Below are 17,561 nucleotides of genomic sequence, written 5' to 3'. Positions count from 1 at the left end.
AGAGTTGTATCGCTCGCCGATCAGTGCTTGTCAGTATCGGATTGAGTACCGCCGCACTTGCTGGCTGTACGTCAAACTCCTCCACGAGTCCGTCGAACAATAGTACAGAGGATAGCTCTGGACTCGACACCGAGGACAGTGATGTCTTCGCGAACGTCGAGATGAACGGGAAGAATCTCGAGGTCGAAGTCACTGGGGAGAGTGCAACCGAATTCATCAACCTCGTCGATCCGAATGGCGAGTTATTCGACCAATCCCGTCTCGAGGAAGACGATACTGAAGCCTCATTCGAGATTCTCGGCAGATATGAAGACGACCTTCCGACTGGCGAGTACGAACTCATCGCTCTCAAGAGTCTCGAGAGCGAGGATCCACTCGACTCGACGACGATTTCGATCGATGCAGAGTGCAGAATCACCGACGTGTTCTGGGCGGCAGAGAATCCAGACATGGACTGGGACAAGAACTCACCAGTCTGGGATGAGTATGCGGCAGTTGTCATAGAGAACAAGGGAACGATTCCATCCCTACTCACCGAACTTCAGTGGAAAGGCGCACCAGCCGCCAAGTTAGGTCGAGACGACACAGTCTCGTATCATCATGAGATACGTTTGCCACCCGGAGAGACGACTGTCTATTCGTTTGGCCAAATCTACCAGACGAGTGGTGCAGGAGGTTCGGTGGACTGTAGCAGGTTAGGTACTGAACCGATGACAGTGACAGCTGTCGTTCAGGTGGGACCAGATCCGTCGTACACACAGCAAATCGAGTATGGTGATGACCAATCTTGTGACCTTACGATTGTCAAGGGCAGTCCAACTGACTCGGATTCTACTAGTGGTGAGAACTAAATGCCATGGCTGCAGGACCAAGTCGAAGATGGGATTGAAAACGTTATTGAGAGGTTCACTGACGCAATTCTTGGGCTGGTAAACGATATCTACGGAGCACTCTTAGAGCCTATTATCGGCGTTCCGGCACCGGAATCTGACTCGCAGTATATTGTTGTTGGGACTCCAAGTGGGGAGCCTTGGGCAAGTTTGTATCAGGATGTGTATCTGGCGTATATCATGCCCTTAGCGATTATGATGGTAATTATCTGTTTCTCGTTCATTGGCCTTCGAGCAGGTTCGATGAGTGATTACCGTCGAAAACGCCTTCTGAGGCGGCTAGGGATCGTATTTATGGGAACCTTCGTTTGGTTCCCGTTGGTGTCGATCCCGTTGCAATTTGTCGACGCAATTGGTACGACTATTGCTCCGGTTGATGATATGTCTGCAGGCCTTGGTGGGCTTATTCAAGCGACTCTTGGAGGTACGTTTGTGATTCTCGCAATGGTTGTCATCTCGAATTTCTTCCTAGTTGTTGCTGGATTCGTCGTTGCTCTCCGGTGGATCGGAATTTTCGTGCTGACGGTCACTATGCCGCTCCTAGGCGTTATCTGGGCTCTTGAAGTCTGGCCATTCACGCCAGCAGCGAATATGGCCCGTCGAGTAGCAGGGATTTACCCCGGACTCATACTTGCTGGGGTTCCAGCGGCGCTTCTCTTCCGAATTGGATGGGAAGTCGGTGGGATTGAGACACTCGGCCAAAATGAGCTTTTCGCGCTATTCATTGGGTTGACGCTGATTCCTGCCGCGATCATTGCGATGATCATGACCGTCTACTGGAGCAGCCCTGCTGTCCGGACGATCGCCCAGAAGAGTGTTACCGCCACGAATCCGGCATCGGCTGCTGCTGGAGCTAGCAAAGCAAAAGCTGCCTCTGGGAGTGCTGTGCGTGGTGCCCGAAACGTCCACCGGGGCTACGCAAACGGAAAGTACGGTCCGGTGACCAAAACCGGCCAGACGAAACTCGAGAGCGGCAGTTCGAAAGCGTACAAGCTGGGTCAATCAGCGAACTCGACGAAAGCCCATGCACGCCAGTATAACACTCTCCGGAAATCGGATTCGGGCCGGATGCGCGACAAAGCCAAAGACGACGCCAAACAGGTCACACGAAAAACGTCGATCAAAGCCAAGCAAGGACTCAGAAACACCAAAGAAAAGGTCTCGAGGTGGTGATTCAGATGAGTTCGAATACAGCAGACAGCGAGTACAATGCACGGAAAATTCATCAATCACTGGGTGGCACGACAGCGTTCTTCCAAGGCTACACGATCGGCGAACTCATGTTGTTTCTCACGGTGGCGTTCGTCACCGTCATCGCAGCAACGTTCGTCCCCTCTGCACTGACGATTCCTATTCTCGGGTTCGGGATCATGCTCATTATCCTTCTCTTCCTCCTCCACAAAGTCAAACCCGACTACCTCTGGCTCACCGAATGGCTCATCGCTCGATTCGGCTGGGCGATCAAGAACAAGGAGTACACACATGGTGGCGAGGACAACAGCGAAGTTCGCTATTTGACCCGTCTCAATCGGGTGTATCCACACGCCATCGAACGAACCGATGGCGCACTCGTCGGAGCGATGAAAGTCGAACCGGCGAATATGGCCCTCGAGGACGACGAGGCTTGGGCGAATGCCGTGCAGTCATTTTCAGAGTTCGTCAATTCGACTGTCGACTTCCCCGTGAAGATCTACATCACTAGCCGCGAAATCGACGAAGACGACGTCGTTCGCGAACACCAGAATCGACTTGGCGATACTGACGTTCGCTCGCGGCCAGTCCTGAAGCGCCTCCTCGAGGAGTACGTCTCCTCCAACACGACTGAAAATGGGGATATCGACTCTGAAAAGACGACAATCCGAGAGTACTATCTCATCACTTCGGTGACCGACAGCGACATCGAACAGTTCGATGAAACCGGTGATAGTGTACTGTCCTATCTCGTAGATGTACCAGTTCTCGGGCGACTCTTCGGTCGCTTTCAGTCTGAGGAATTGAGTGAGTCCAAGCGCGACCAACTCAAAGAAGAGAAACTCGAATCGCGACTCGCACAACTCCGCCGAGGTGGATCGTCGCTCTATCGGTGTTCGATCAGCCCCGTCGACGCGTATGACCTCGCTCGAGTCACGAAGGAGTACTGGACGTGCCAATCGCAAGACTACGCCGATATCACGAACGCACTCGGAACGTTCCCAGTCGTCTCTCACGGCATCAGCGATGGTGTGCCAGCAACGCCAGATCCAGAGGATGTCATCGATGCGATGGACGACAGCAGTGACGAAACTGCGGACTGGGAGTACTCCCTCGAGGATCTCGATGAAGAAGACACTGCTGACGAACCGTCGGTTTCCGACGCCGATTGTCTGCCGGACACGTCGACGATGCACCAGTCAGTGGTTGCTCCGTCGTCGATCGATTGGGAGACGACCTACGCCGTGATCAACGACGAGACGTTCGTTCGCACCTTCTGGATCGAACAGTTCCCTGAGGAACCATCCGATGGGCTTCTCGAGCGACTCTTACTCGAGACAGATCTGCAGACAGATCTCAGCATCCATCTCGATCCGTTCGATAGTCAGTCGGCCCAAGACATGATGGCAGATTGGATTTCGGATTTGAAGATCAACCAGCATGATTCGAACAGTCTCAAAGCCGAAGATCTGCAGGACGATATCGACCAGGCGAAGTACATGCGGTCGCTCGTCCGAGCGAACAAAGCGTCATTCTATCGGGGTGGTGTGTTCATTCGCCTCGCTGCCGAGAGTCAGCAGGAACTCGAGAATCAGACGACTCGATTACGCTCGATCATCAAAGACGCACCAGCCAACTGTACGCTGAAAGTCGCGAGTCGATGGCAGGAGAGAGGACTCGCAACGGTCTCACCGCTCGGTCGGAACGAACTCGGTCGCGATCGAATGTCGACGCTGACCAATCAGGCCATTGGCGCGATGTTTCCGTTCTCGTCGAACTACCAGATGATGGACGACGGAATCGAGTACGGCTATCACGGCCACAATGGCTCTCCAATCCGCATCAATCCGTGGAATCTCGAGACGGGCCACAGCGAACTCGTCGTCGGGATGCCCGGCGCTGGAAAGACGTTCGGTGGGATTATGCGCCACCTGCGGATGATGAAGCGGCGCACCGACACGATGCTTGTCCTCGTCGATCCAGTCGGCGGCTTCCGTGGTATCGCAGATGCCCTGAACGCGAAGACAATCACCGTCGGGGGCGATACGAAATTGAATCCCCTCGAGATCCGTCAGACGCCCCAGAACGTGTTCGAGTCCAGCGATGGGGTCTCTCCCCTTTCGGCGAAGAAAGACGAGGTCTACGCCGTTCTCGAGAACTTCCTCGACGCTCGTGATATCGAACTCGGGGCCGAAACTGGTGTCCTCTCGTATGTGATCGACGAAGCCTACCGACAGGAAGGGATCGTTGAGGACGACGTCTCGACGCACACATCAGAGAACTCGCCGACGATGCAGGACATCCACCGGATCCTCTGTGATATCGCTGAGAACCCGGACGAACACAACATTGCAGCATCCGAATCCGCTCGCGAACGTGCCGCACAGTACGCGGACGAACTCGCGATTGCGTTCCAGCCGTTCCGCGAAGGTGGCTCCTACGAAAACCTCTCCCACCGCTCGGAGATCGATATCCTCGAGGGCGACAACAAGGTCGTCTACATCGATCTTGGTCAGATCGAGGGGAGCGCCTCGGGGATTGACCGCCAGACGTTCCTAATGCAACTACTGCTATCGACGATCTACCAGCAGGCGAAGAACACCCAACGGAACGTCGAACTCGCGATCGACGAGGCACACTACCTCTTCGAGGATCAGGCCAATCTCGACTTCCTCGAGACGGCGTTCCGCCACCAACGCCACGCTGGCCTCCGGATGGTCTTGCTCTCTCAGACGGCCCAGGAGTTCTATGAGACCGAGCAGGCCGAGAAGATCATTGGGATGTGTCCGATCAAAGTCTTCCACAAACTCCCTGAACTTGACGATCGGACAGCCGACAAAATCGGGTTGACGAAAGAACAGCGCCAGTACGTCAGAGGTGCCGACGCCGGGAAAGCGGACCTCGGCTACAGTCAGGCACTCGTTCGCGTTGAGGAACACGGCACCTATCCCTTGCACGTGGTCGCAGATGAGTTCGAGAAGCGGGTTATCGATTACGAGCCAGCGGATCAGGCCTTCATCCAGCAGGCGATGAACGACGATTCAGCGGAACTGCTCGCGTTCGAGGAATTCGTCGAAACCGAAGCACAACAAAACGCGCTTGCGACCCGCCTCGATATCACTGCTGAGACGGCGAGCAAACTCCTCGAAGAAGATTTCAGCAAAACGGAAATCCTCGATGCAGTCGTCGAACAGGCTCTTGAGACAGAGACGGACACCGAAGAGGCACCGATCCAGACCGATGGCGGAGCGTCAGCTCCCGACCAGCGCACAACCGACCCCGAATGTGACAATTAAGACCATGACGACGCTCAATCGTTTCACGAAACTGGTCGGTTCGTCGCCCCAGTACGAGGCGACGCAACTCGAGTTTGGAGAGAAGGGATCGTTCGTCCAGCAGCAAGCAGATACGCCAGGACTGCTCCTTCGGATCCGCCCCTACAAGGAGAACAATGGTGTCGTGGATGGGGCCGGCGTCCTGCAATCAGTTCACGACGTGACGACGAACTTCCGCGGGAAGAATACGAGTGATCACCATTCGTTCGAGGTCTGGTTCGATGAGGGCAAAATTTCGTTCTATATGCACGCTGCTACCGAGGCAGCCGCAGACAAGTTCCGACGGCGTGTCGGGAACAACTACGCGAACAGTGAGATTTTCCCTGTCGAAAAGGGCCATACGTTCCCGGTCATCGATTCTGACCAGTACGTTGCCGGTGCGTGGCTCGAGATGGAGAAAATTCCGTACTATCCGATTCGCCATCACAACAGCGAAGGCTTCGAGACGGATCCCTACGGCGAGATAACGAGCGAAATGCTGTCACTCGACGAGAATACAGTCGTCACACAGGTTATTTTCCGGCCTGCAAAGCAGTCGTGGACTGATGGCGACCGCTTCAAGCACAACAGCGTCGATGAACTCGCTCACGCACTTCGCCAAGGGACATCCGTGGGGTGGCTCAGCCCCCGAACACGACCAGCGAGCGCCAAGGACAAGCAGGCCGCAAAGACGATCGAACAGCAACGCGGGCAACAGGCGTTCCACGTGAATATCCGCGTACTCGCTGCGTCATCAGAGAAGGCTGAAGCCGAGGCTCGAGCCCGCGGCGTTGCGGGGATGTTCAGGAAGTACTACAACGCGGTTACGGAGCAGGGACTCGATGATACTCCAGTCTGGCATCGCAAAGAGCGGAAACGAGCTAAACGACTCCGACAATTCCTCTCTCGAATGCGCGACCGCGAGTGGATCGATCGCCGTATGATCATGACCGTCGACGAACTCGCCGGCGTCGCACATATTCCCAATGCGGAAATTGAGACGCCGAAGATCGACTGGCGATACACGCAGCGTGGTGACCGGCTTCCATCGGATGGGGCTCGATACGATGCTGAGGAGTCACCGGTTGGTGGACAGACATCCAGTGTCCCCGACGAGGCAGCAGTTCCCGTTGATGGCCCTACTCACGATCAGGAGGGGTACGATGGTATTTGATCGGTTCTTCGGACACGGTGGGGAGGCCTCGAGCGGCGATCAAAGCAATGAGTCCGAGCCAGTAGACGATAAATCCATGAATGCTGGCACTGAGTCGTCCACTGACCAGCAATCAATGGCTGGTGAGGAATATCATGTCGTCGACCAAGACACGACCCGTGTCGGTGGCAAGCCGATCCTCACCGAAACGGTCGACGAAGGCACGGTTGCTGGCCCGTTCGTTCGCGAAATGTTTGAAGCTGGAATGTACGACGCACCGACCCCACTCTGGGTCGGCTATACGGAGGATCCCCAGACTGGCTTTCGTGAGGCTCCGCTCCGATTTGACTCGCTCTTCCGGCACAACTGGATTGCAGGGACGACCGGCTACGGAAAGACGACTCAACTCTTGAATATGATGGTGCAGTGGGCGTATTCGGGCTACGGCTTCACGTACTTCGACCCGAAGGGCCGTGATTCTCGAGAACTCCTCCGGATGCTTCCCAAACACCGTCTCGAGGACGTGGTCTGGATCGAGCCCGGGTCGACCACCCACGAGAACACGGTCGGGATGAATTTCCTCGAGGTGCCCGACTGCGAGACGACTGAGGAACTCGAGAACGAGATCGAAAACCGGGTCGAGAACCTGAAAGCGGTCTTCGATACCTCCGACTACTGGGGCATCAACATGGAAGCGATCACCGAGTCGATGGCTCGGGCGATGATGAAATCCGAGCAGCCGTTTTCGGTCATCGATATGTATTTCATCTTACTGAATGCCGACCGTCGCGAAGACTTCGCACTCGATGTCGAGGATCCCTATATCCGAGAATTCTGTCTCGAGATTGCGAATATGGAAGAGGAGACGGTCCGCCCACTCTTGAAACGGATCAAGTCCTGGGTCGAGAACTCGGTGATTCGCCGGATTATCGCCCATCGCGAGAGTACAATCAACTTCCGCGATATCATCGACAACGATCGGATCGTTATCGTTCGAACGCCGGTCGAGAATACGGACATCAAGAAGATGGTTACCCTCGGCGTCATGCGGAATTTGTGGAGTGCGATTCAGCGGCGCTCATACGAACTCGATACCGAGCCAGAACCTTACTTCGTTCTCTGTGATGAGTTCGACGATATCGCGAGCGACAATCTCGATATCGAGTCAATGCTCGCCCGTGCTCGGTCGATGCGGTTGTCGGTGACTCTGGCTTCGCAGTATCCCTCTCAGTTCGACGAGGACACGCTGAAGGCGATGCAGAACAACTGCGATAACCTGCTCACGTTCTCAGTCAACGACAGTGACGATGCCGAACTGTTGATGAAACGCTTCCGTGACTATACGGCAGAGGACCTCATCACGACCGACCAGTTCAAAGTCTGGACACGGATCCCGCTCTCGGGTGGGCGCTACTCTGAACCGGTCTTGATCCGGACGTTTCCGCCATACCCACCCCTTCGGGAACCAGATGCTGTCGATCGAATCATCAAACAGAGTCTCGAGCGGTATGGGACTGATCCGCTAACGGACGCTGAAATCCTGCAGGATCTCATCTATAGCGATTCGAACGAAGCAGCGAACCCCACGCAGATTCTCGAGGAGACGATGGCGGAAGCCGTTCGTGCAGTTCAGATTCGAGAACGCGTGCGAGCGGAAAACGGCTGGGTCGATGTCACTACCGTCGACGAGGAACTTGCAGCCCGCCTCGAGGATACTGAGCCTGAGATCGACGTTGCACCCGAAGAGTTGCCTGACGTTCGTGAGGAATCCCGGTTACTCGAGGTGACGCTGCAAAACGACGACATCGTAGCTCGGCTCACTGACGACGGAGAAACAGTGGTCGAACCTGAGACAGGCACTGTCAGATCTGCCGGTGGCTCTACACACGATGCAGTCCTCCTCGAGACGGAAACAGCACTCATCGAACGTGGATTCAGTGTCGAAATCCTCGAGCAGGATGGAAGCGAGCAACCGGACGCCATCGCGACGCATCCAGATCACGATGTCGTGTTCAACATCGAGGCTGAGACAACGACGCCAGAGCGACCCGTCAAGGTCTTGCAGAATCTCAAGCGAGCCCACGAAGCAGATCGGATTCCGATCTTCGTCGTTCGACCTGGTGACTCCAAGACGGAGTGGGCGACTCGAGTTGAGAATATTATCTCACCACCGCTGCAAGAGCGGGCTGATGGCACTGAACAGTTCTACAACTGCGACGAGGTCATGACCTTCGGTGGTGGTGCGACCGCTCACGGTGGCGTTACTGCCGTTCGTCCCAAGACATTTGAGACGAATCGAACTGTTTGGATACGAGAGAATGGTGAGATCGTCCTTTCAGACGGTGAAACAGCGTTTGCCCGTGTTCCAGATGAAGGTCCACTCTCGAAAGACAGTGTACCAGCCTACTATAGCCATGATCGTGAAGCCGGGCAGTATACTGTCTACGAAGCTGGCGAAACCCATGTCTATGACTCGAGAGAGGATTTTGAGGATGAATGGACGCCGATCAAACGGCCATTCCGACCTGCTGTTGATCTACCAAACTCGGATTATTCACGGGAGAGCTACCTCATTCTGATACTCCCCGACGATGAGCGTCCTGTACTCTTCCAGCAGGGCGAGACATACGGTTTGTCGGATTCGCCAAGCGATGAGGAACTATGGCCGAGGATCTCTTCAGGTAATCACTCTCGAGTAACGGAGTCATCCCCATCAGTAAAGTCTGGTTCAGCAGTATCGGTGCCAGTTGAGGTTGACCCAGACGGCGACGGCATTGAGGCGTTCGCAGCGATGTATATCAGAGAGGCAGATGGGGCACAGATTCCAAAGGCAGCACTGTTTCAAGCCTACTCGAGATGGACCGACCAGCACGATATTGATGGAACAAACGCGAGCTGGTTCGGTCGGAAGCTTTCGAATGTCGTCGACTATGGGGATACCCGAGTCAGAGACGGTGACGATCTCGTGACGGTCTACACCGGTATCGATCTGACCAGTGATGGATCAGAGTTCCTTGAGTGAGAGATAATATCAGAGCAATGAATATAATTCAGGCACTTGGACTACTGAAAATCTCTCCCCCACAACCAAAATTCCAAAATCCGATTAGTATCTGGTATATCTGCCAGGATCCGCCATATAGCTGGATTTGTTCAGGGCAAATTTCCCGTTCAGGTCACGGAATTGGCACCTGTTCAGGGCAAAACCGCAGTACGGTGGCGGTGTTCAGGGCAAATCGTCGCTCAAAACCAACTAGTATACAACGGGTTGCACCCGTTGGACAGGGTCACGGACAGTCTACCAGCCTACGGCATGTTTATCAGCACACTGATGGGTGGTATGCGACCAGATGGACGCGAAGTACGAGGCGGATCGGCGATGTCTGAACAGACGGTTTCGGTACTCCCCAAGCAGTTACGTGAGCGTGACCAGTGGGTCTGCTGGCGAGAAGAACCTCGAGATGGGAAGCCAACAAAAATCCCGGTAACACCAGGCAGTGGTGAGTTCGCCTCCTCAACGGATCCCGAAACATGGGTGTCGATCGAAACCGCGCTCGAGTACGCTGATTCGGGGGATGCAGATGGCGTCGGGTTCGTGTTTACCGACGATGATCCTATCGTTGGTGTGGATCTCGATGACTGCCGAAATCCGGAGACTAGGGACATCGACGACCTAGCAGTGGACATTATCGAGCGGCTTGATTCCTATACGGAGATTTCTCCGTCGGGAACTGGCTTCCATGTACTCATTGAGGGTGAACTCCCGGACGGACGGAATCGACGTGGAAGCATTGAACTGTACGACACAGCCCGGTTTTTCACCGTGACTGGTGACACCCTCGAGGAGTCTCCTAGTCGCGTTGCTCGTCGGCAGGATGCACTCGAGGCGATTCATCGTGAATACGTCAAAGACAGTGAGAGCGATGGAGCGTCCGAGTCAGGGTACCGTGGTGTGACTGACGAGCAGGCTTCGACGGACACAGCAGGCGATGTTGATGTTGACCTCGAGGACGAGGAACTGCTCGAGAAGGCTCGAAATGCGTCGAACGGTGAGAAATTCGAGCGATTATGGCGTGGCTCGACTGCTGGGTACGAAAGCCAGTCAGAGGCCGATATGGCACTGTGCTGTCTGCTGGCGTTCTGGACCGGCGGCGACCACACTCGAATGGATCGACTCTTCCGGCAGTCAGGGCTTCTCCGCGAAAAATGGGACGACGTCCACTATGCCGATGGATCGACGTACGGCGAAAAGACCATCGAACGAGCGATTACAAGCACGTCTGAGTTCTACGATCCGGACGCTCGAGACGACTCGAGTGAAGCGAGTTCCAGACAGAACGAGTCGGCGATCACCGGCAGTCGTGACGAACCAGCGGAAAATCATGCATATCTGGTCGAGAAGAATCGACTGTTGACTGACCGCGTCGACGACCTCGAGACAACGCTTGAGGAGAAAAACGAACGCATCGATGCACTCGAGGCGACCAACGAAGCGCTTCGAGAACAACTCAGAGACTGTCAGGAGACACTCGAGCGTCGTGATCAGGCTTCGAACCCCGAGATGGATGAGGCCAGTGCTAATGAAGGCGACTCGATCTGGGGCCGTGCAAAGCAATTCGTTGGGGACGGCGACTGAAACCCGATTCATCGCTCCCCGCCGGGTTTATTGACTCCCGGAGGGGTGAGGAGTTCAACGATGACTGTAATCAACCAGGGAGACGAACAACGCATTGCGTGGTTGTACGGACCGGTTGTGAGGTGTGGCCATAATCTGATTTCAGCAATCTCGACGGTACTGTTTTGTGTATGTACTACGAACGTACAAGCGTATGTCCGAAGCTGAAACCAACAATGGTGATCCTGAGATTGAACGAATCAACCTTCGGATTTCCCAGTCTTTCCGCGAGGTCGTTGATGAGACGTGGCGCGAGCGGGGATTCAATAGCCGAAGTGAGTTTATTCGCTACGCACTGCGAGAGTCAGTGAATCATCCGGAGGGTGCTGGGTTCTGGAAGGACCTTGCAATTAGTGAAGCACAGTTTGATGACGGTGAGAGCCGCTCGAGCGAGGAAATCAAAGCAGCATATGGGTCCGACGACGAATGACGACGATTGGGAGTGGGCATTTTCGTCTCGAGCAGAAAACCAACTTGCGCAGTTACCTACAGAAACACAGGACCGAATCATCACGAAACTCGATGATGTCGTGTCCTCAGAGTGGCGCGAGCCAGCTGACTTCCTTGAGCCATTGACTAATTCGCCGTACAAGAAGTTACGAGTTGGGACCTATCGACTGGGGTGTCGGCTTCGATCGGAAGAACGCATCTTACGCGTGGAGAGCGTTCGGAAGCGAGACGGAGCATATTCAGCGGATGATTGATAAGTTGTTGAGACTCATAGTGTGGAGAGTTCAACGATAATACCTGAATGAAACGTTCTAATGGCTACTATAGTCCTCGCTTCTTGGATCGATAGCTGAGTTGGGCACTCGTAGTATGGAGTGGCAGCCTCTCGAAACACACTCGTTACTGGCATATTCAGGAATTGCCAGTCAACTCAAATCGACGACGTCAGACGAGGACACACTAATGACGCTGCCGCTCGAGTACACACCTATAACCCATGACAACTGATCGTTGCAGCCCCCATATCGACCATACTGAGGAGTTCGCCACTACTATCGGGCTCTACGTACTCGGTGAAATCTCCCTAGGGAAGGCTGCAGAGCGGGCTGATGTCACCCGCTGGGAGATGACAGAGATTCTCACTGAGGCCGGTGTTGAGATTCGATGTGGCCCACAGACCATGGACGATCTCGAGGACAAGGTCGAGACAGCGCTCGACATCGAATGAGCGAGTCGTCCGCTATGGTTTTGTCAGTATATACTATTTCATTCCACACATGCTGTCCTTGAATCGCGCTTTCTTTCACCATTTCTCGGAACGCTTATAACCCTGTCCTCAATAATTTCGATATGTACGATTTGACTGGCTTTCAGCGTGATGTCCTGTATGCGATTGCCGGCCAAGACGAGCCCCACGGGCTTGCGATCAAAGACGAACTCGAGAATTACTACGAAACGGAGATCCATCACGGTCGGCTGTATCCCAATCTCGACGAGGTCGTCGACAAGGGTCTCGTTGAGAAAGGCCAACTCGACAAGCGAACGAACTACTACACGATCACGGCCCGCGGGCGGCGCGAACTCGAGGCCCGTCGCGAATGGGAAGACCAGTACGTCGGTGGATTCACTTCGAGCGACGGGTAACTAGTTCGACCGGGTATCGGAGGACGGAGCCTCCCTCGTACGAATACGCCGTTTCCTCGGGTGCCGCGCTTGGTCGAATCGAACAGATTTTCCCGTCTCGAGTTTTGTTGTAACATGTATTTGACACTGAGTGTTTCTCCTCGCTATCGCTGTAACAAACATCCCAAACAGATATGGATCAACGGCACCAACATCAATCTATGTCGAGCGGCACCATCGATATCGACGAGTTCGAGAACGCCGACGACGACGAATTCGAGGGCCGAAATGACACCAAGCAAATCGTGCTGTTCCTGGACGAGAACGACGACCGAGCGTGGAAGGCGGCGACGATCGCTGAACAACTTGAGCTGGATACAGACGCTGTCAGTGCGATTCTCTCGCGACTGAAGGAACGAGGTCTTGTGCGGCACAAGCGCCCGTACTGGGCGATCACAGACAACGAGGAACGGCTCCGAACCGCCTACCGACTTCACCAGCACCACCAGACTGCAGACGAACAGTACGGCGAAGAGCATCTCGAGGAGTTGAAAACTGACGAGATGGAGGAAGTACGGTGACGGCGTTCGATGAACTGAAACGTGGTGACATTATCTGGGGGACCGACCCGCTCTCGGACAAAGGACGTCCAATGCTCGTTCTGGGAACACCTCAGTTCCCAAACCACGGTGTACAGCTCATCACCGTCCTAATCTCCACAAAGGCGTATCATGAAGAATCACTCACGCTCCGCGACGACGACTACGAGGGCGATCCACTCGGAGAACAGAGTCACGTACTTCCGTGGTCGCTTGCGACACTCAACAGTGCCACAGAGGTCGAACTTCATATGACGTCTCTTATCGAGGAACGCACTGAAGATATCGTGACACAATTGATCGGCTACATCTCCTCCTAAGGAAACTTGCTGCCATCAATGGTCGTACCGGAACCACATGAACTGCTCTGCCAAGGGCTGGGAAACGCTCCGCAGCAAGTACAAGCGGTTTATCAAGACCCGTGCGTCGCTACTAGACTCTCGATATTAACGGATTTCCGGCTGACGAGTTCCCGTGGGAGAAGAGCTTTCCCGGTGATCAAGATGGCCTCGCCCTCTCTGAGTCCGCTAGGCATCGGTTGTGTGACCGAGCGTCGAATCCGGATAGACGGTGTTTCCCAACGGCCCGCCCCGCTCGCCGCTGCCGCCTGCCGGTGAGCAAAGCTCACCGATGTCTCGTTCGCTTCGCTCACGAGACCTCCGCGTCGCTCGCGACCGACCATTCCGGGCTGCCTGCCTGCAGTCGCGGGCGGGCTGCCGGGCTAAAATGCATGTGCCCTCGGCGCCAGCACCAAGCGCGCTTTCGGTTGCGTCTCTCTCGCTCCTGACGTCGCTCGCTCGACGGACGCGAAACCGGCTTGTGTGCTGGCCGCTTGCTCCGGGCGGACGGCGCGCGGTGCTGGTTGGGTAGCCTCCCTGAGGCGCGCTCTCGCTCGCGCCCAGTAGGGCGCTCGCGAAGGCGCGAGCGAGAGCGCGCAGATGGATCTAGTCGGTCAGTGTCGTCGGAAAACCGCGATGTCCTCGCATCGCGGTGGCAGGCGCATGAGCGCCTTCGGAACTAGTGAGTTCCAATGTCTAGTAACAACTCGAGTAGCAAGGTCGTTACGGTCGATGAACAGGCACTCAAACAGGCGGACGAGCAGGAAGTCAATGAAAACAGCTTCCCGGTCGTCGACGAGACGCCAGCATTCGAGGCAACGGTCGAGCAAGAGGTCCAAGCAAAGGTCGATGCGAACCACCCGGACGGGATCGTCGATACAAACGACGACCGGATTCACGGTGCGACCCTCGATCAGGAAGAGCGGATTCGGGCTCGAGAGGAAGAACTCGAGCGGATCAGTGCCCAGGCCGCGTTCGGACAACAGCAGGGACGAGCGAAGCGAGCGCGAGAGATTGCTGCACGACAAAGTGCGGAGCGGCGCAAGCGGTTCCAGAAGCGGGCAGCGAGCGTGGATCGGATGGCGGATCCAGAGCGGCCGGATCCCCGGACGAGCCTCACACGATCGCAACTGGCGGCTGTGAACGAGCAGTCAATGCGGTTAGCCGAACGGCTCGATGGCTGGTCTCGAGCGGCGATCAGTCGGCGGTTGGCCGAGGCGGTTGTCGACGGACAGGATCTCACGAGTGCGGTCGTCAGTGTATTCGAGGAGTTGCAGACAGCGCCAGGACAGATCGTCCCGATCGAGAAACTCGAGGATGTGAGCCGACAGAAGGTAAGCATCGAGGGGCGTGTCGAGACGCTCTGGGATCCATCGCATCCAAGCATCGCTCAAGTCGGGCTCATCGCAGACGAGAGTGGCCAGACTCGAGTGACGATCTGGGAGAAATCAGGAGCGCCGTGGATCGAGGAAGGCGAACGAGTGCGCATTCATGGGGCGGCACGGAACTGGTACGAGGGACGTGTCTCACTGGCCGTCACCGGCTGGTCGACCCTTCAGTTCCCAGAACGCGGTCGATGGTGGGAGTAGCTGGCTAACGCGGCCTTCTTTTTTAGGACGGGCCAGACCAACCCAGACCCCTCCTCCCCACCCTCCGCACCGTGCTCGCTACGCTGCGCGCGCAGCCACGACCTTGACAACAGGTCAACCCGCGAGTCACTGAGAGTTTATTGGCGCACCAAGGGGTGCAAGCGCCTTCAATTCGCGTTCGCTGAACCAGTATGTCTAACGAGACAGACAGCTACAAATGCGAGTCCTGCGGCACCGAGTTCGAATCAGGTCCAAAGAAAGCAGGCCACATTTCCCAGAACCATCGAGAAGACCAGCAGCGGAATGAATTCATACACGCACTACAGCGACTCGCAACAGACCTGGGCCATTCACCGACCATGAGCGAGATAGACGAAAAGGGGCGGTACACACGGAAAGCGTACATCACCGAATTTGGGACCTGGAACGATGCACTCCGGGAGGCAAGTCTAGAAATCAACAAACCATCACCCGTCTCGAAAGCGGAGGTTGTCAAAGCCATTCAATCACTGAGCGAGCAGCTCGGGCACCCACCGACAGTCGAAGAGATGAACGAGTACGGGCAGTATTCGAGAAAAGCAGCCAGCAAACACTTCGGAAGCTGGAGTAACGCGCTCCGGAGTGTCGGCTTCGACCCCAATCATGAGGAGATTCCACGTGAAGACTCCTCGAGTTCACGGTTGAGACGTTCGAGATCGGCCGGAGACGAATCGAGTTCTGCCAACAGAACCCAGTAGCGGATCACGTTCGCACTCGGGGCACAATGCGGCCTCCGTTCACACGAGATCCTCGACGTTGCGCCCAAGGACATTGTCGGTACCGGTGCCGAAACGATGCTCCACGTCTAGCACAGGAAAGGGGACAAGTTCCGCGAGACACCAGCTCCGCGAGGACGTTCCCGTGAAAATTGTCAGCGACCACTGTGACGTGTCCTCCAAATAGGACGCTCATACTTCGAGCAGTGCCGGGAGATCGCTGAGAGCTGTCGACACGAAGACCGTCGAGGCAATACCAAGATCGGCACCGAGACTGAGTGAGAACTTCCTCTCAGAACTGGTTGCGGGATCTGAGTAAGTGTCGCAAAGAGATCTGGTGTCTCGAGAAACACCGGTCTCTGACCGGTGTTAGAGTGGTGTTTATCGCCCCCAGAAGCGGCGAAGGGGCTGATCAGTTGTCCTCTTCGGAGTTATCGATGGCAACGAGAGACATCTACACGACTGCGTTTGACGACGGCGTCCAGACGACTGCAACTGACTGTCCAGACTGTGGCGGCAGCGTTCGAACAGCTGACCGGGAGACAATCTGTGGGGACTGTGGACGTATCCTTGAGGATACCAAACTAGACCGAGGACTAGACTGGGGTCGACATGATGAGCAGGGTTCCAAGAGACGGATCGGTACTCCGCTGACACCGACACGCCACGATCGAGGCCTCTCCACCGAGATCGGCTACAAGCAAGACGGAAATGGAAACACCCTCTCGAGTACGAAGCGCCGACAATTGAATCGACTGCGTCGCGAACAGTCCCGTGCCTAGTGGCAGTCGAAAGCCGAACGGAACCTCGCCTATGGACTCGGTGAAATCCGGTGGATCGTCGCGAGTCTTGGCCTCGCACAGAGTATCCGGGATCAGGCGTGTTCGCTGTTCCGAACGGCACAGTCCGAACAACTCTGTCGCGGACGATCGCTCGAGGCGGTGGCCGCAGCCAGTGTCTACGCTACGTCTCGGTGTAATAGGCTCGGACGATCATGGGCCGAAGTCACAGCCTGTGCACGCTGTAATCAGGAGAGACTCACCACTACCTACAACGCGATGAACGTCGAACTCGAGTTACCGGCACAGCCGATTGCAGCAACGGATCGGATTCTGAGGCTTGCGACAGAACTTGAGGTCCCAGATCATGTTCGTCGACGAGCGCTCGAACTCGCACAGCGGGCATGCGAACGCGGACTGACGATCGGCTGCCGGCCGAGTGGCGTCGCAGCGGGCTGTCTCTATCTCGCTGCCCAGCGAGTCGGCTTGTGTCTCTCGCAACAGCGGATCGCCGATATCGCAAGCACCTCACCAAACACGCTCCGCAGTCGGCGAGACGAGTTACTCGAGATCGATACCTGAGCCAGATACAGCAACCTAGAGGGACGCTTGCAACCAGTAGTTGGTAGCGCGGTTTCTTTATTCAGATATCTGGGTGAGTATGAATTGGGTGATTCGGTAACTACAGATGCTTATTGACCAGCAA

14 protein-coding genes and 1 pseudogene are annotated in these 17,561 nt (G+C 55.6%); all 15 read left to right on the top strand.

Annotated features, from left to right (window positions below; translation table 11 throughout):
* Positions 1 to 23 precede the first annotated feature (23 nt).
* Positions 24 to 851 carry a hypothetical protein gene (locus NATPE_RS20610; protein WP_006182428.1) on the top strand — a complete coding sequence of 276 codons (828 nt, stop codon included), beginning with the start codon at positions 24 to 26 and terminating at the stop codon, positions 849 to 851.
* Positions 852 to 2,063, top strand: a complete 1,212-nt coding sequence (locus NATPE_RS20605; RefSeq protein WP_006182427.1) for a hypothetical protein — start codon at positions 852 to 854, stop codon at positions 2,061 to 2,063. It abuts the gene before it with no gap.
* A 5-nt stretch (positions 2,064 to 2,068) separates the two neighbouring features.
* Positions 2,069 to 5,377: a VirB4 family type IV secretion system protein gene (locus NATPE_RS20600; RefSeq protein ID WP_015299338.1), complete on the top strand. Its 3,309-nt coding sequence runs from the start codon at positions 2,069 to 2,071 to the stop codon at positions 5,375 to 5,377.
* Between the two features lie 4 nt (positions 5,378 to 5,381).
* Positions 5,382 to 6,569: a hypothetical protein gene (locus tag NATPE_RS20595; RefSeq protein WP_006182425.1), complete on the top strand. Its 1,188-nt coding sequence runs from the start codon at positions 5,382 to 5,384 to the stop codon at positions 6,567 to 6,569.
* Positions 6,570 to 6,645: 76 nt separating this feature from the next.
* Positions 6,646 to 9,570: a TraM recognition domain-containing protein gene (locus tag NATPE_RS20590; protein WP_015299336.1), complete on the top strand. Its 2,925-nt coding sequence runs from the start codon at positions 6,646 to 6,648 to the stop codon at positions 9,568 to 9,570.
* A 357-nt stretch (positions 9,571 to 9,927) separates the two neighbouring features.
* Positions 9,928 to 11,184, top strand: coding sequence for a phage NrS-1 polymerase family protein (locus NATPE_RS20585; protein WP_015299334.1), 1,257 nt, complete (start codon positions 9,928 to 9,930; stop codon positions 11,182 to 11,184).
* Positions 11,185 to 11,377: 193 nt separating this feature from the next.
* Positions 11,378 to 11,653 carry a ribbon-helix-helix domain-containing protein gene (locus NATPE_RS20580; RefSeq protein WP_006182422.1) on the top strand — a complete coding sequence of 92 codons (276 nt, stop codon included), beginning with the start codon at positions 11,378 to 11,380 and terminating at the stop codon, positions 11,651 to 11,653.
* Positions 11,634 to 11,927, top strand: coding sequence for a type II toxin-antitoxin system RelE family toxin (locus NATPE_RS23180; RefSeq protein WP_006182421.1), 294 nt, complete (start codon positions 11,634 to 11,636; stop codon positions 11,925 to 11,927). The genes NATPE_RS20580 and NATPE_RS23180 overlap by 20 nt, the downstream gene beginning before the upstream one ends.
* Positions 11,928 to 12,169: 242 nt before the next feature.
* Positions 12,170 to 12,400 carry a UPF0175 family protein gene (locus NATPE_RS20575; RefSeq protein WP_006182420.1) on the top strand — a complete coding sequence of 77 codons (231 nt, stop codon included), beginning with the start codon at positions 12,170 to 12,172 and terminating at the stop codon, positions 12,398 to 12,400.
* A 122-nt stretch (positions 12,401 to 12,522) separates the two neighbouring features.
* Positions 12,523 to 12,816 carry a PadR family transcriptional regulator gene (locus tag NATPE_RS20570; protein WP_006182419.1) on the top strand — a complete coding sequence of 98 codons (294 nt, stop codon included), beginning with the start codon at positions 12,523 to 12,525 and terminating at the stop codon, positions 12,814 to 12,816.
* A 200-nt stretch (positions 12,817 to 13,016) separates the two neighbouring features.
* A complete protein-coding gene (locus tag NATPE_RS20565; RefSeq protein WP_006182418.1) occupies positions 13,017 to 13,376 on the top strand; it encodes a MarR family transcriptional regulator in 360 nt (119 codons plus the stop codon).
* The gene (locus NATPE_RS20560; protein ID WP_006182416.1) at positions 13,373 to 13,714 is read left to right on the top strand and encodes a hypothetical protein; all 342 of its coding nucleotides are present in this window, start codon (positions 13,373 to 13,375) and stop codon (positions 13,712 to 13,714) included. The genes NATPE_RS20565 and NATPE_RS20560 overlap by 4 nt, the downstream gene beginning before the upstream one ends.
* Before the next feature lie 710 nt (positions 13,715 to 14,424).
* Positions 14,425 to 15,321 carry an SOSS complex subunit B family protein gene (locus NATPE_RS20555; RefSeq protein ID WP_006182415.1) on the top strand — a complete coding sequence of 299 codons (897 nt, stop codon included), beginning with the start codon at positions 14,425 to 14,427 and terminating at the stop codon, positions 15,319 to 15,321.
* A gap of 191 nt (positions 15,322 to 15,512) precedes the next feature.
* On the top strand, positions 15,513 to 16,058 hold the full coding sequence (locus NATPE_RS22910) for a homing endonuclease associated repeat-containing protein (protein WP_015299332.1): 546 nt from the start codon (positions 15,513 to 15,515) through the stop codon (positions 16,056 to 16,058).
* A gap of 455 nt (positions 16,059 to 16,513) precedes the next feature.
* A pseudogene (locus NATPE_RS21910) lies at positions 16,514 to 17,437 on the top strand (transcription initiation factor IIB).
* Positions 17,438 to 17,561: the final 124 nt, after the last annotated feature.

Origin of the sequence: Natrinema pellirubrum DSM 15624 (assembly GCF_000230735.2) — an archaeon.
Classification (GTDB): Archaea; Halobacteriota; Halobacteria; order Halobacteriales; family Natrialbaceae; genus Natrinema; species Natrinema pellirubrum.
The sequence above is the reverse complement of the archived record's forward strand: the minus strand, read 5'-3'. Positions and strand labels throughout refer to the sequence as shown.